General features: G+C 72.9%; 15 protein-coding genes and 1 pseudogene. 8 read left to right on the top strand and 8 right to left on the bottom strand.

What is annotated here, in order from left to right; genetic code table 11:
* Positions 1–131: 131 nt before the first annotated feature.
* The 3 genes from AB0E96_RS29070 to AB0E96_RS29060 are packed head-to-tail and all read right to left on the bottom strand — an operon-like array spanning position 132 to position 2834.
* A complete protein-coding gene (locus AB0E96_RS29070; protein WP_359828647.1) occupies positions 132–1724 on the bottom strand; it encodes an immunity 49 family protein in 1593 nt (530 codons plus the stop codon).
* Between the two features lie 56 nt (positions 1725–1780).
* Entirely contained in the window at positions 1781–1966 is a 186-nt protein-coding gene (locus tag AB0E96_RS29065; protein ID WP_359828645.1) for a DUF397 domain-containing protein, read from the bottom strand.
* Between the two features lie 7 nt (positions 1967–1973).
* A complete protein-coding gene (locus AB0E96_RS29060; protein ID WP_359828644.1) occupies positions 1974–2834 on the bottom strand; it encodes a helix-turn-helix transcriptional regulator in 861 nt (286 codons plus the stop codon).
* 211 nt (positions 2835–3045) lie between these two features.
* Here AB0E96_RS29060 and AB0E96_RS29055 point away from each other — a divergent pair, with 211 nt between their 5' ends.
* Complete coding sequence (locus AB0E96_RS29055) at positions 3046–3414, top strand: ATP-binding protein (protein WP_359828643.1); 369 nt, start codon at positions 3046–3048, stop codon at positions 3412–3414.
* A complete protein-coding gene (locus tag AB0E96_RS29050) occupies positions 3411–3665 on the top strand; it encodes a hypothetical protein (RefSeq protein ID WP_359828642.1) in 255 nt (84 codons plus the stop codon). Before AB0E96_RS29055 ends, AB0E96_RS29050 begins: the two co-directional genes overlap by 4 nt.
* Here the strand turns inward: AB0E96_RS29050 and AB0E96_RS29045 are convergent.
* A complete protein-coding gene (locus AB0E96_RS29045; RefSeq protein WP_359828640.1) occupies positions 3662–4789 on the bottom strand; it encodes a tryptophan dimethylallyltransferase family protein in 1128 nt (375 codons plus the stop codon). The two genes, AB0E96_RS29050 and AB0E96_RS29045, sit on opposite strands and share 4 nt — an antisense overlap.
* Before the next feature lie 5 nt (positions 4790–4794).
* Positions 4795–4995: a hypothetical protein gene (locus AB0E96_RS29040; protein ID WP_359828639.1), complete on the bottom strand. Its 201-nt coding sequence runs from the start codon at positions 4993–4995 to the stop codon at positions 4795–4797.
* 129 nt (positions 4996–5124) lie between these two features.
* On the opposite strand from AB0E96_RS29040, the gene AB0E96_RS29035 reads away from it, so the two are divergent.
* The 3 genes from AB0E96_RS29035 to AB0E96_RS29025 all read left to right on the top strand — a co-directional run bounded on the left by AB0E96_RS29035 (position 5125) and on the right by AB0E96_RS29025 (position 7480).
* Positions 5125–5949 carry a class II aldolase/adducin family protein gene (locus AB0E96_RS29035; RefSeq protein WP_359828637.1) on the top strand — a complete coding sequence of 275 codons (825 nt, stop codon included), beginning with the start codon at positions 5125–5127 and terminating at the stop codon, positions 5947–5949.
* A 57-nt stretch (positions 5950–6006) separates the two neighbouring features.
* Positions 6007–7050, top strand: coding sequence for a 2-dehydropantoate 2-reductase (locus tag AB0E96_RS29030; RefSeq protein ID WP_359828635.1), 1044 nt, complete (start codon positions 6007–6009; stop codon positions 7048–7050).
* Positions 7051–7141: 91 nt separating this feature from the next.
* Positions 7142–7480, top strand: coding sequence for a helix-turn-helix transcriptional regulator (locus AB0E96_RS29025; RefSeq protein ID WP_359828634.1), 339 nt, complete (start codon positions 7142–7144; stop codon positions 7478–7480).
* Positions 7481–7842: 362 nt separating this feature from the next.
* Here the strand turns inward: AB0E96_RS29025 and AB0E96_RS29020 are convergent, their stop codons facing one another.
* Complete coding sequence (locus AB0E96_RS29020) at positions 7843–8787, bottom strand: NADP-dependent oxidoreductase (RefSeq protein ID WP_359828633.1); 945 nt, start codon at positions 8785–8787, stop codon at positions 7843–7845.
* 118 nt (positions 8788–8905) lie between these two features.
* Entirely contained in the window at positions 8906–9364 is a 459-nt protein-coding gene (locus AB0E96_RS29015; RefSeq protein ID WP_359828631.1) for a MarR family transcriptional regulator, read from the bottom strand.
* 188 nt (positions 9365–9552) lie between these two features.
* Between AB0E96_RS29015 and AB0E96_RS29010 the strand changes: the two genes are divergently transcribed.
* On the top strand, positions 9553–11028 hold the full coding sequence (locus tag AB0E96_RS29010) for an MFS transporter (RefSeq protein ID WP_359828648.1): 1476 nt from the start codon (positions 9553–9555) through the stop codon (positions 11026–11028).
* Between the two features lie 113 nt (positions 11029–11141).
* Here AB0E96_RS29010 and AB0E96_RS29005 read toward each other — a convergent pair whose 3' ends face one another.
* Positions 11142–11843, bottom strand: a complete 702-nt coding sequence (locus AB0E96_RS29005) for a TetR/AcrR family transcriptional regulator (protein ID WP_359828629.1) — start codon at positions 11841–11843, stop codon at positions 11142–11144.
* Positions 11844–11922: 79 nt separating this feature from the next.
* On the opposite strand from AB0E96_RS29005, the gene AB0E96_RS29000 reads away from it, so the two are divergent.
* Both AB0E96_RS29000 and AB0E96_RS28995 read left to right on the top strand, forming a co-directional pair.
* Positions 11923–12855 carry a zinc-binding dehydrogenase gene (locus AB0E96_RS29000; protein WP_359828628.1) on the top strand — a complete coding sequence of 311 codons (933 nt, stop codon included), beginning with the start codon at positions 11923–11925 and terminating at the stop codon, positions 12853–12855.
* A 331-nt stretch (positions 12856–13186) separates the two neighbouring features.
* A pseudogene (locus AB0E96_RS28995) lies at positions 13187–13592 on the top strand (hypothetical protein); the annotation flags it as partial.

The following is a 13592-nucleotide window of genomic DNA, read 5'->3' as shown; positions in this document are numbered from 1 at the left end:
ACCCTTCCGACTGTGGAGCGCCAGGCCCGGGTCGCACGGACTCTTCCTACTGAAAGTAGGACGTGCTCTGGTAGCACCGCTGACGCCTGACGAGAGATCATCTCTCTCGCGACGAAGGGAACACTAGCAGCTCAGAGCCCGTGTGCCGAATCGTGGTCCGCCAGCAGCCGGGCCGGGAGGTACGGGGACTCGACGCGGACGGTCCAGCCGTGGTGGCGGCGGGCGTGGCAGACGAGGGCGAGGACGTCGAGGTCGAGCGGGGCATCCGGATCGGTGGCCCGGTCGGCGACGGAGTAGTGGTCGCGGTGGGCCTCCAGGGTGTCGAGGAGTGCCAGGTTGAAGCCGGTCTCGTCGCCGTCGACGAGCTGGGCGAGGAGGCCGACGGAGTCCGGGAAGAAGTTCCACTCCTGGGCGCGGGCGACCTCCAGCCGGGCCTTCTCGACGGCCGGCCGGGCGTCGAGCCCCCGGAGGTGGTCGTGCAGCGCGACCCGGTAGTCCGCGTACGCGGAGCGGTCGCGCGCGGAGCGGGTGGGGCCGGCGAGGAGGAGCGGGGCGAGGTCGTCCCGGCTGCCGGTGATCAGGGCGAGGTTCAGGGCCAGGTGCCAGCGGCCCGGCCAGGACTCCTCGTCACACGTGGCCGGGAAGTGCACGGTGCGGCCGGCCAGGGGGACGGCGACGGTGGTGCCCGGGTCGGCGAGGGCGATCCGGAAGAGCGCGGCCCCCATTTCGGAGGCCAGACGGAGGTCGGCGACCTGCTCCTCGGTGACGTCGGCGGCCCGCGAGGCGCGGGTGCGGAAGAGGCGGACCTGCTTCTCCAGGGCGCGGCCGAGTTCGAAGACCGGGTGGGTCTCGTCGGGCGAGGGGTCGATGCCCCGCCGGACGGCCTGTTCGAAGCGGGCCTCGACGTCCGGGTGGAGGGGCAGCGGCGGGGTCGGCCGGTCGACGCGGACCGGCCAGGTCATGGACTCCGGCCGGCGTTCCGGGGTGGCGAAGCGGGTGACGAGGGAGTGCGGAAGGTAGTCGGTGTCGATGGAGGGGAGCCAGCCGTGGTCGCGGTGGGCCAGGGCGGAGAGGGCGAGGGGGAGGAGCGGGAGGAGAGTGCGGGGCCGGGTGCCGTCGGTGCGGTCGAGGAGGGCGAGGACGGCGGCGTCGAAGGCCGGGCGGTCGCCGGTGCGGAGGGCGTGGAGGGCGTGGAAGGCCGGGTCGTCGGAGGCGGGGGAGGGGGAATCGACGCGGGGGAGGAGATGGGAGAGGAGGGCGGTGGCGAGGTCGGAGGCGGGGGAGAGGGCCTGCCCGCTGAAGACGAAGGCCTCGGCGTGACGGTCGAAGGTGTCGGTCAGGACGGCGAGGCAGAAGGCGTTCACCCAGCGCTGGGCGGAGAGGGGAGGGGCGGCCGCCTCCGTGGGATCCGGGTCGTAGCTCATCCCGAAGTTGACGTAGTCGAGGAAGACGGAGAAGCGGTCGCGGGGGTGGTAGGCGGCGAAGGAGACGGCGCCGGCGGCGGCCTCGGAGGCGTCGCGGAGGAGGGCCTTGGCCTCGGGGGAGGCGAGGTCGGGGGAGGAGGTGGAGAGGGCGCCGAGCTGGTCGAGGAAGGCGTCGGAGATGAGCTGCCATTCGGTCGAGGTCATCAGGCCGGCGCGGGAGTAGGAGTGGACTTGGCGACCGATGCGGTCGGGGAAGTCGGCGAGGGGAGAGGTGGCGATGTGGTGGCGCTCTATCCGCATGGGGACGATTGAAGCACCGGCCGGGGACAGTGGCCCCGGCCGGTGCACGGGGAGCGTCAGACGTCGAACTCGCCCGCGCGGATGGCGGACACGAGGTCACGCCATTCGCTGACATCGAGGTGGGCGACGGCGTCGGGCCGAAGGCTGCTGCGGACGTAGACGGCGTCGGGACCTATGGACACCTCGGGGCAGTTATTGCCATCGCCGCAAGCGCTGGGCCTCTGCCAAGTGAGCTCTTTCATAGGGGCCTCACAGGCTATTCATGATGCTGGAGATCACGTCACGAGAGGCTGATGGATCGAGCGCGCGATCACGCATCGCCCCGAGGATGCTTCGGTAGTTCTCCAGCTGGTTCATCTCGGTCAGGAACGCTGGCGATCCTACGGAATCCAGCTGGACAGTATCGAGGCGGGGCACAGGTCCGCTTGCGTACAGCACGGCCTGACCTGCTCCCTTGAATCCACCTGCCTTGAACTCCAGCACGCGCAGCGTCACGTTGGGCGCTTCGGCGAGTTCGAGCAAGTGCTTCAGTTGTTGTCGGGCCACAGCTGTTCCACCGAACTCCATACGAAGCGCGGCCTCGTGGACGATCGCTTCATAGTTGAGCGGGTTGGTGCGGGTCAGGAGTTCCGTCCGTCGCATTCGGTTCTCGACACGCGCTTCGATGTTCAGCGGCCGTAGAGGCGGATAGACCTCTCGAAAGATCGCTCGCGCGGTCTCCTCTGTCTGCATGAGTCCTGGCGCGTGGCAGATCTGGTATGTCACCAGCGAGCTGGCATAGTGCTCGACCTCGGAAATCTCAAGAATCCCGGCAGGGACGAGGCCTCTGTGCTCCTCCCACCACCCCTTGGTCCGGTCGGCAGCCATCTCGGCGACGGCGTCGACGTACTCGGAGTCGGCCTCCTCGAACTCGGAGGCGAGTGCGAGGACCCGTTCGGCGCTGACCGGGTAGGTCCCCTGCTCGATCAGTGTGACCTTGCTGCGGTCCAGCCCAAGAACGGCAGCAGCGTCTCCGGCCGTGCGCCCGGCGGCCTCTCGCATCTTTCGCAGCTCGATGCCGACGCGCTTCCGGCGTGCGGTTGGGGTAGGTGGCATTTCCTCAGCATCCACCGTGCGTACGGGACGAGTCCAGCGAGCAGATAGGCACATCTTCTTGGGTCCGCTAGCAAATTTGCTATCGCATGCCCTACAGTCTGTGATGCACCGATCACCGAACGGATCGTCAGTAACGCCGCTCGGGCACCGAAGAACACCCATGTCCAGTGGGCTTGTTCACGGCGACGCATCCGCCGGTCTCACCCATCCCCCTCCGGGAGACGCTGTGCGTAACCTCAACTCCCCCTCCCTCACCCTCTCCCGCGACGCCCTCCGGGACGGCATGACCAGCGCCGGCTGGCCGCCCTCCCTCATCGCGGACGCCGAGCTCGCCATGGTCGAACTCATCGTCAACGCCTGGCGTCACGGCGAAACGGCCTCGCCGGTCATCCTGATCCACCACCGCGCGAACACCCTCCGCGTCGCGGTCTCCGACCGCAGCCCGCTGCCCCCGGAGCTGGGGCCCCTCTCCCTCCTCTCCGAGACCGGGCGCGGACTCCAGCTCGTCGCCGGGCTCACCCACCGCTGGGGCGTCGACCCCCAACACCTCGGCAAGACCGTCTGGTTCGAGCTCCAGCAGGACGGTGCCGCGTGAGCGCCCACCACCCGATCGACCCGGCCGACCCGGCGCTCCTCCACCTCACCTCGCGCCAGGTCTCCGAGCTCATTATCGAACTCCGCACCGAGGGCCGCGAGTTCGGACTCCTCTGGCCGTCCGCCACCCCCGGTGACATCAACCTCCACGGCCGTCGCCTGATCGACATCGGCAACGTCCCGGCGAGCACCCTGATCAACCTCCTCGCGCTCATCCGCGAGTTCAGGCGCACCCCTGGTCTCAAGCCCTAACGGCCTTCCACCTCATACGCGGTGAAGCGCAGGTACAGGCCGATGTGTGCCGGCACCCCCGGCGCGATGGTCCGGTAGCTGCACAGTTCCTGCAGGCCGGTGTCACCCTCCGGTATCCCGGCCGTCAGCTGCCGCACCACCTCGGCGTGCGGGCGCGGGTCGATTCCCTCGATCCGCATGAGCTCCGCGATCCGTCCGGCCGCCTCGGCGTCCGTGCGCGCGTTCCCCGGAAGCCGCAGGTAGACGTTGGCCTCCTCCGGGCCGGCCCCGCCCTCCCGGAACGCCAGGCAGGTCATCGGCTCGTTCTCCACCAGGCCGCCGTCACGCCCGTAGATCACCGAACGCGCCCGCGCCGCCCGCGCCGAATCGTGGCGGTGCGACAGCGCGGCCACCGTGTCCGACTCGTCCATCGTCATCGGGAGGTGCCGGAAGTAGACCTTCACCCGGGCCGCGCTTCCGCCGTCCAGGTCGAGTGCGAAGAACTCCACCTCGTGGCCCCGTCGGGCGAGTTCACCGCACCTCCGACCCACCGGCTCCCAGGCCTGTGCCAGCCCCAGCCGAGCCATGGCCTCCGCCATGACCTCGTGGGTCCGGTCCGCGCCCTGTGCCTGCGGGTTGAGGTACACCTTGTAGTGCGGCCGCTCGCCGGGTTGCCAGGCCAGGGAGTGCCAGACCGTGGGTCGGTTGCGGTCGGGTCGGGCCGTGACGAACAGGTCCTCGACGTCGAGGTAACGCTCGATGCTCGTCCCCGGCCGCTCGGCGAGCCGTCGGGTCAACTCCCGTCCGGCTTCCTGGCATCCGAGCGGAGTGCGGTCGAAGCCCAGCGACTCGAACAGGATGCGCACCTCCGGCCTCCCCGCCTTCCAGCTGAGGGAGAGCTCGGCGGGGAAGCCGTCCGAAGCCACGAACGACGGCGGATTGCACCGGGTTCCGACCGGCCGTGCGCCCCACGGGCTGAGCACGTCCCGCAGTTCCTGCCGTACGCGCTCCGTCTCCGACTCGTCGGTCCGCAGGCCCCGGCAGACGGCTGTCCACTTCTCTTCCAGGAACTGCCCGAACGTCTGGTCCGGGGCGCGGAAGGGGGCGAGGGTTGAGGTGGTGTGGCGGAGCCGCGCGTCGATCACCGGCCCTACTGGTTGGGCTCGTTGAACTGGCCCGCGACGGACTGGTTCGGCTCGTTGAACCGAACGACCGACTGGTTGGGCTCGTTCAGCGCGCCGACCCCGACGCCGACCCCGACGCCGGTGGCGGCGGTGGCCGACGTGCCGCCGAGCAGGGCCGTTCCGGCGGCGATTCCCACGGCCAGTGCCGCGACTCCCTTGCGCATCATTGCCCCTCTCCCTGATTGGTGATCAGATTGATCATAGTCACAGGGCTCTCGCCAAAAGTGGGTATCTTTCGAACACACTTTTGGTCCAACCCGTCCCCCTGCCCCACCGCCGCAGCCCCGGGAGTCGCCATGTCCGCACCGCAGCAGCAGCCCGCCGACCCGTACGCGGCGACCGGCGTCGTGGGGCCCGCCCCGGAGGGGGTGAGCCTGCCGCTGCCCCCGACCTTCGACTCGGTGGAGGAGGAGCGCCAGTACCGCAAGGAGCAACTCGCCGCGGGCTTCCGACTCTTCGGCCGCTTCGGGTTCTCCGAGGGCGTCGCCGGGCACATCACCGTCCGCGACCCGGAGAACCCGAACGCGTTCTGGGTGAACCCGTTCGGCATGAGCTTCCACCAGATCAAGGCCTCCGACCTGATCCTGGTCGACCACGACGGCACCCTCCTGCACGGCACCCGACCGGTGAACCGGGCCGCCTTCGCGATCCACTCCCAGGTGCACGCCGCCCGCCCCGACACGGTCGCCGCCGCCCACTCGCACTCGCTCCACGGCAAGGCCTTCTCCAGCCTCGGCATCCTGCTCGACCCGATCACCCAGGACGCCTGCGCCTTCTTCGAGGACCACGGGCTGTACAGCGACTACCGGGGCGTGGTCACCGAGGCCGAGGAGGGCAAGCGGGTGGCCGCCGCCCTGGGCAGCCACAAGGCCGTGATCCTCCAGAACCACGGCCTGCTCACGGTCGGCCAGTCCGTGGCCGAGGCGGTCTGGTGGTTCGTCACCATGGAGCGCTCCTGCCAGGCACAGCTGCTCGCGATGGCGGCCGGCATCCCCAAGCTGATCGACCGGGAGACGGCCCTGCTCACCCGTGGCCAGCTCGGCTCCTCGCTGGCCGGCTGGTTCCAGGCCCGCCCGCTGTGGGACCAGATCACCCTCTCCGACCCCGACCTCTTCGACTGACCGACCCACCGCCGCCCGCCCGCCGCCACCTGCCCTCTCCCGCCCCGGAGTCGCCCCGTGCCCACCACCCCCACCCAGCGCAGGCTCCGGATCGCCGTGTTCGGCGCCGGCTCCATCGGCTGCCACCTCGGCGGCATGCTCGCCGCGACCGCCGAGGTCACCCTGATCGGCCGGCCGGCCGCGATGGCGGCGATCGACGCGGACGGGCTGACCCTCACCGGCCCCGGCGAGGCCCGCCGCGAGGTGCGGGAACTGGCCGTCGCCGCAGGCCCGGAGGCCGCGGCCGGCGCGGACTACGTCCTGGTCACGGTGAAGTCCGCCGACACCGCGGCCGCCGCCAGGGAACTCGCTCCGCACCTGGGCCCGGACACGGTGGTGGTGAGCTTCCAGAACGGCCTGCGCAACGTGGAGGTCCTCGCGGCCGGGCTCCCGTCCCACCGGGTGCTGGCCGGGATGGTCCCCTACAACGTGGTGCGGACCGGCGCGGCCGCCTTCCACCAGGGCAGCGGCGGCTCCGTGGTGCTGGCGGCCGAGGAAGGAGCGGAGGCCCTCGCCGACGCCGCCCGGGCGGCCGGGCTGCTGCTGGAACTGCGGCCCGACATGCCGGCCGTCCAGGCGGCGAAGCTGCTGCTGAACCTCAACAACGCGGTCAACGCGCTCTCCGGCCTGCCGCTGCGCGAACAGGTCGGGCAGCTGGCGTACCGGCGGTGCGTGGCGCGCTGCCAGCTGGAGGCGCTGGCGGTGTTCCGGGCCGCCGGAGTGGTGCCAGCCCAGCTCGGCCCGGTGCCACCGGAGGTGATGCCGCAGGTCCTGGAACTGCCGGACGCGCAGTTCCAGGAGCTGGCCGGGGCCAGCCTGCAGATCGACGCCACCGCCCGCACCTCGATGTGGGAGGACCTCCAGCGCGGACGGCCCACCGAGATCGACTCGCTCCAGGGCGAGGTCGTCGCCCTCGCCGAGCGCCATGGGCTCACCGCGCCCGCCAACGCCCGGCTGATCGCCCTCGTCCGCGAGGCCGAGGCGGCCGCCCCCGGCGCGGCACGCGGCTGGACCGGCCCCGAGCTCCTCGCCGAGGTCGAGGCCCCGGCCGGGCCGCGGTGACGGGGCGGGACGACGGGGCGGGCTCCGGCCGGGGTTGCTCGGCGTCCACTTCCCTTCGAGGCCGGTAAGACCTCTCTCGTGCGATCGAGCCATGGTGACCTACCACCCCGACCTCGACCAGATCCCAGTAGAAGACGTCCTGGCCGTCCTGGCCGCCCTGGGCGACCTGGTGCGGCTGTTCATCGTGCGCGAACTCGCCTCCTCCACCGATCCGCGTACCTGCGGAAGCCAGCCCGTCTCCGTCACCAAGGCCGCCGCCACCCACCACCGGCGCGCCCTGCGCGAGGCCGGGATCACCCGTGAGCGCCGCGAGGGCCGCACCAAGGTCGTGGAACTGCGCCGCGCCGAACTCGACGCCCGCTTCCCGCACCTCCTCGGCCCCGTCCTCGCCGCCGCGCCGTCCGCCCCGGACACGGCGCCCCCGGCCTGACGCAGCGCCTGCGAGCCCCGGCGACCCACGGTGCGCACAGGAAGTCGGCCGGGCCGACTTCCCGCGCACGCGGGGCCAGCCGCGGGGGCTAGGAGAAGTCCTGGCCCGGGCGGCCTGCTCGGCGGGCAGGACCCCGGCGACCCGCGGCGTGCGCAGGAAGTCGGCCGCTTCGACTTCTCGTGCGCGCCGGGCCGGTTGCGGGGGTTGGGGGAAGTTCAGGGCCGGGTGGCTGTGCGGGACGCCGGTTTCCAGGGGGTGGTGGGCCTGGGTGGTCTGTTCGGCGGGTGGGGCTTCGGGGCGTGTGGTGTGCGTGGGAAGTCGGCGGGTTCGACTTCTCGCGCACACCGGGCCGGCTGCGGGGGCTAGGAGAAGTCCAGGACCAGCCGGCCGCGGAGGCCGCCGGCTTCCAGGAGGCGGTGGGCTCGGGCGGCCTGCTCGGCGGGCAGGACCCCGGCGACGTGCAGGGTCAGGACGCCCGCCTCCACCTGGCGGCACAGCGCGTCCAGCCGCTCGGTGTGCGCGATGGCGTCCGCCACCATCACCGGGTGGACGCGGATGCTGCGTCCGGCCGGGCCGGGCCAGCCCCGCAGCGCGGCCAGGGCGCCGCCGTCGGCCACGGCGGGCACGACCTCGGTGGTCTGGTCGGAGCCGTCGACCAGCCCGGGGACGCCGTCCGGCAGCAGTACCCGGATGCGGGCGGCGACCTCGGGGCCGCGCTCCACGACGTGATCGGCGCCGAACCGCCGGACGCGCTCGACGTCCCGTGGCGAGGCGTCCGCGACGACCGTCAGCCCGTCGGCCTTGGCGAGCTCCACCGCGTACCCACCGACGGCACCGGCCGCGCCGGTCACGGCGACCGTCCCGCCGGGCGGCACGGCCAGCGCGTCCAGGGCGAGACGGGCGGTCATGGCGTTCATCAGCAGGGTGGACGCCGCGGGGAGGTCCACCTTCTCCGGCGCCGGCACCACGGAGGCGGCGGGCACCACGATCCGTTCGGCGTAGGCCCCGCCGCGCTCACCCGTGAACCGCACGACGGCGACCACCCGTTGGCCGACCGCGAGCCGCCCGTCCGCCCCCGGGCCGAGCTGGTCGATCACGCCGGCGGCGTCCATGCCGGGCACGAACGGCGGCCTGCGGTCGGGCATCCGCACGGCGTGGCCGCCGCGCCGCAGCATCACGTCGGTCGGGTTCACGGCGGCCGCGTGCACCCGGATGCGGACCTCGCCGGGGCCCGCCTGCGGTTCGGGCAGGTCCAGGACGCGCAGTACGTCGGGGTCGCCGAATTCTTCAAGTCCGATGGCCTTCATGCCACTTGCCAATCGCGGGGGCGTTCCCGGTGTTCCCGTGGTTCCGCGTGGATTCGGACCAGGCCGACTCCCGGTGTGCGAACTCCCGCTCCCGCTCGGCCGGTTCGGCCCCGCTCGCTCAGCCCCGCGGCCAGGGCCGGCCGTCGAGCCGCTCGATGCCGATGTTGAAGCGGCGCAGGTACTCGGCGAAGGTCGCGATGTCCTCCTCCGGCCAGTCCGCCATCACGAGGTCGAGCGCCCGCACGTGTGCCTCGCGTTCGCCGTCCAGCCGGCGCCGCCCTTCCTCGGTCAGCCGGAACTTGCGGGCGATGCCGCCGTCCGGGTCCGGGATGCGGTCGAGGAGCCCGGCCGTGGTGAGTGCCGCAGTCTGGCGGTTGAGCGTGGAGACGTCCAGGCCGAAGGCGTCGCTGAGCTGCCCGATCGACATGGGCCCCTGGGCCGCGACGCGGCTGAGCAGGATGTAGGCGCCGCGTTCGAGCTGGCTGCCCTCGGGGCGGCGGTCGTCGACCTGGTTGAGGTCGCGGTGCCGGGCGAACACCAGGAATTCGAGGGCGACCTCGTGCGTGGGGCTGGCCATGTCGAAGTCCCTTCCTCGCCGCTTTGAGCTGCGGTTTCCTCGTGGATCGCGTCCAGTATGCCAGAGATGTGCGCATCCCACATGATGTGCACGGCGCACATCATGTGTAGCCTGATCAGTCTGTGCTATCTGCACATGGTGTGCGAACCGCATACTCCTGCACCCCCGAATGCCCGAGGAGGCCCGTCATCAACGGCCCCGCCCCCACCCCCCGCACCGGTCCGATCGTGGCGACGCTCGCCTTCACCGGTACCGTCGCCGCGATCATGCAGACCCTGGTCACCCCGCTGATCAGCGAGCTCCCGCAACTCCTGCACACCACCGCGTCCAACGCTTCCTGGGTCATCACCGCGACCCTGCTGTCCGCCGCCGTCTTCGTTCCGATCAGCGGCCGCCTCGGCGACCTCCTGGGCAAGCGGACGATGCTCATCGCCTCCTGCGTTCCGCTGCTGCTCGGCTCGGTGCTGTGCGCGGTGGCCGACTCCGTGGTGCCGATGATCGCCGGCCGGGCCCTCCAGGGCATGGGCATGGGCCTGGTGCCGATCGGCATCAGCCTGCTGCGCGACGTCCTGCCGCCCGAGCGGCTCGGCTCGGCGATCGCGCTGGTCAGCGCCTCCATGGGCATCGGCGGCGGGCTCGGCCTGCCGATCGCGGCCGGCGTCGCCGACTACGCCAGCTGGCGGGTGCTGTTCTGGGGCACCGCCGTGCTCACCGTCGTCATCATCGGGACGCTCTGGAAGGTCATCCCGGCCCCGGCTCCGTCCCCCGACGGGCGCCGCCGGGCCGGCGGCCGCTTCGACTTCGTCGGCGCGATCGGTCTGAGCGTCGGCCTGGTCTGCCTGCTGCTGCCCGTCTCCAAGGGCGGCGACTGGGGCTGGGGCAGCACCCGGACCCTCGGCCTGTTCACCGTCTCCGCCGCGATCCTGATGGTCTGGGCCCGCTGGGAGCTGCGCGTCACCGACCCGCTGGTCGACCTGCGGGTCACCGCGCGCCCGCGCGTGCTGCTGACCAACGCCGCCTCCGTCCTCGTCGGCTTCGGCATGTACGCCCAGGCGCTGATCGTGCCGCAGCTGCTCCAGCTGCCGGAGGCCACCGGCTACGGGCTGGGGCAGTCGATGCTGGCGATGGGCCTGTGGATGGCGCCCGGCGGGCTGATGATGATGGTGGTCTCCCCGCTGGGCGGCAAGCTGTCGGCCGCGCGCGGACCGAAGTTCACCCTGGTCGCCGGGGCGCTGACGATCGCCGTCGGGTACGGGCTGGCCCTGCCGCTGATGGGCGCCACCTGGGGCGTGCTGATCGTGACGATCGTCTGCAACAGCGGTGTCGGCCTGGCCTACGGCGCGATGCCCGCGCTGATCATGAGCGCGGTGCCGCTGTCCGCGACGGCCTCGGCGAACAGCTTCAACACCCTGATGCGGTCGCTGGGCACCTCGGTGTCCGCCGCGGTGATGGGCGTGGTGCTGTCGCAGATGACCATCGACCTGGGCGGGCACGCCCTGCCCTCGGAGGGCGGCTTCCGGGTCGGCCTGGTGATCGGCTGCGCCGTCGCACTGATCGCGGCCGCCGTCGCCGCCGTCATCCCCGCGCCGCCGGAGCCCCGGCTGCGCGCCGTCCCCGCCCAGGAGACCGTCGGCGAAGAGGCGGCGGACCCGGCGACCACCTGAGCGTCCCGCCTGTCCCACCCCTGTCCCGGGTGTGCGCCGCGGCCGTGTGCCGTGGTGCGTGCCCGGGACGTTCGCGTGTCGGCGTCGGGCGGTGCGAAGCGGGGCGGGGCCGTCTAGGCCCGCGGTTCGACCGTCGCCGTGAGGGCGCCCGGCAGTTCGGCGCAGGCCGCCCGGAGCCGTCGCGCGAGGTCGGCGCGGGTGTGCCCGGACGGCTGTGCCACCCAGCCGTCCATTGCCTGGTGGAACGCCGCGACCAGCATGTCCATCGCCAGCCGGGCGCGCAGTGCGGCGCCGCCCGGGGTGCCGCCGAGGGCGAAGCGGCGGTCGATCGTCGCGACCGCCTCGCGGGTCGCCCGTTCGCAGAAGGCGAGTCCGTGGGCGTCCATCGAGGGCGTCCGGGCGGCCAGCCGACGGCTGGCGAGGGCGCGTTCGGCCCAGTTCTCGGCCGGCATCCGGTCGATCGCCCCGATGAGGGTCTCCTCCAGGACGGCCAGCAGCCGGCCGCCGTCGGGCGGCCGGCTCTCCAGCACGTCCAGGAACGTCGCCCACAGGTCCTGGGTGGGCGCCATCGCGACGTCTTCCTTGCTGGTGAACGCGCGGAAGAAGGTCCGCTTGGAGACCTCGACGGCCTCGCACAGCCGGTCCAGCGTCACCCCGTCGAAGCCGTGCTCGCCGAACAGTTCCAGGGCGGTGTCGATCAGTGCCTGACGGGTGCGCAGCTTCTTGCGCTCGCGTAGCGGGAGCGTGCCGGCCGGGGCCTTCGGGGTCTCGGGGGCCGGGGCTCCGTGCGTCGTGGCGGCCTGCTGGGGGTTCATCGCGGTCAGTCTAGTCGGGGCCGGAATGCCACCTGTAGGCTTATGCCACTCAGTGGCAGAATCTTGGGGAGGATCTTCCATGCGCGCACTCCTGGTCGACCGCTCGGCCCCCGGCGGCCTGCGCCTCGGCGCGGCCCCGGACCCCGAACCGGCGCCCCACCAGGCCCTGGTCCGGGTCACCGCGACCTCGCTCAACTACGGCGAGGTCGCCTTCGGCCTCGCATCGGCCCCCGACGGCACCGTCCTCGGCTGGGACGCCGCCGGAATCGTGGAACGCGCCGCCGCCGACGGCTCCGGCCCCGCCGAGGGAACCCCGGTGGTCACCCTGATGCCGGCCGGCGGCTGGGCCGAACTGCGGGCGGTGGACACCGGGTTGATCGGCGTTGCCCCCGTCGGCGCCGACCTCGGCGCCCTCGCCACCATCCCGGTCGCCGCCGCCAGCGCCCTGCGCGCGCTGCACCGGATCGGCCCGCTGCTCGGCCGCGCCGTCCTCGTCACCGGTGCTACCGGCGGGGTCGGCCGCTACGCCGTCCAGCTCGCCCGGGCGGCGGGCGCGCACGTCGTGGCGTCCACCGGCTCGCCCGACCGGAACGGCGAACTGCTGCGCGGACTCGGCGCCCACGAGGTGATCGCCTCGCCGAAGGAGGCTGCCGGACCGGTCGACGGTGTGGTCGACCTCGTCGGCGGGCCCCAACTGGTCGAGGCGTACGAGGCGTTGGCGCCGGGAGGAGTCCTGGTCGCCACCGGCCACAGCTCCGGGAAGGGGGAGGACTTCGCGTTCGGCACCCTCTTCGGCGACGCGGCCCGGCACGACCGCTCGGTGGTCTCCTTCTACCTGCTCGCGTGCACCGGCCTCGGCCGCGACCTCGGCTGGCTCGCCCGCCGGGTGGCGGCGGGCGACCTGGACCCCGGCGTCACCTGGCGCGGCGACTGGGACGACGCGGCCGAGGCGGTCGACGCCCTGCTCGGACGGCGGCTGCACGGCAAGGCGGTGCTGACCGTCGCCGGCTGAGGCCGGGCCCGGACAGGGCCTGTGCGGGGGACCTCCGCGAGGTCCGTGCGGTGGCCGTGCGAGGTCCGTGCGAGGTCCGTGCGGGGCCCGCGCGGTGGCCGCGCGGTGGCCGTGCCGGGGTGTCGGCCCACTCGGACGGGTCAGGAGCTGTCGCTGTGGAGCGGGATGTTGCCAAGCATGGGGACGTACGGGCCCCTCGGCCGCCGAACACCGACCAGGAGAGGGATCCTCGGTGCGTGAACTCCACAGTCCCCCCAGCCACGGCCGACCCGGCCACCGCCCGCCGTCCGGCCGTCCCGCGGGCGGTGACGGGCGGGCGGGCCGGAGGTGGATGCCGCAACGCACGGTCGCGCTGATCGTGGCGGCCTCCGGTGTCGCCGTGCTCGCGGCCTGCGGCAGCGGCTCGTCGGGCACGTCGGCCGGATCGCCGTCCGCCACCGCGCCCAACGCCGGCGCCTTCTCCGGCGAGCCGCCCTCCGCCGTCGCCTCGGCCGCGGAGTCGCTGCTGGCCTCGGCGTCGGCCGCGGCGGTCTCGGCGTCGGAGGCCTCGGTGGCGGCCGCCGCCTCCAACGCCGCGGCGGCCGCCTCCTTCGAGGCGTCGGCCTCGGCCCAGCAGGCGGCGACCCGGGAGAAGGCCGCCTCGGTGCTCAGCGGGGTGACGGACGGCGGCAACGCGATCGGCGACATCGGCATCACCGGCATCGCGCGGCAGAACACCGGCGGCCTGCACGCCGTGG

Source organism: Kitasatospora sp. NPDC036755 (assembly GCF_040636595.1).
Lineage (GTDB): Bacteria > Actinomycetota > Actinomycetes > Streptomycetales > Streptomycetaceae > Kitasatospora.
This window is presented reverse-complemented; position numbering and strand designations above follow the sequence as displayed.

Coding starts and splice junctions, on each gene's coding strand:
- AB0E96_RS29070 (WP_359828647.1), bottom strand. CDS start 1,724: ATGCGGATAGAGCGCCACCACATCGCCACCTCTCCCCTCGCCGACTTC.
- AB0E96_RS29065 (WP_359828645.1), bottom strand. CDS start 1,966: ATGAAAGAGCTCACTTGGCAGAGGCCCAGCGCTTGCGGCGATGGCAAT.
- AB0E96_RS29040 (WP_359828639.1), bottom strand. CDS start 4,995: ATGATGCGCAAGGGAGTCGCGGCACTGGCCGTGGGAATCGCCGCCGGA.
- AB0E96_RS29035 (WP_359828637.1), top strand. CDS start 5,125: ATGTCCGCACCGCAGCAGCAGCCCGCCGACCCGTACGCGGCGACCGGC.
- AB0E96_RS29025 (WP_359828634.1), top strand. CDS start 7,142: ATGGTGACCTACCACCCCGACCTCGACCAGATCCCAGTAGAAGACGTC.
- AB0E96_RS29020 (WP_359828633.1), bottom strand. CDS start 8,787: ATGAAGGCCATCGGACTTGAAGAATTCGGCGACCCCGACGTACTGCGC.
- AB0E96_RS29015 (WP_359828631.1), bottom strand. CDS start 9,364: ATGGCCAGCCCCACGCACGAGGTCGCCCTCGAATTCCTGGTGTTCGCC.
- AB0E96_RS29005 (WP_359828629.1), bottom strand. CDS start 11,843: ATGAACCCCCAGCAGGCCGCCACGACGCACGGAGCCCCGGCCCCCGAG.
- AB0E96_RS29000 (WP_359828628.1), top strand. CDS start 11,923: ATGCGCGCACTCCTGGTCGACCGCTCGGCCCCCGGCGGCCTGCGCCTC.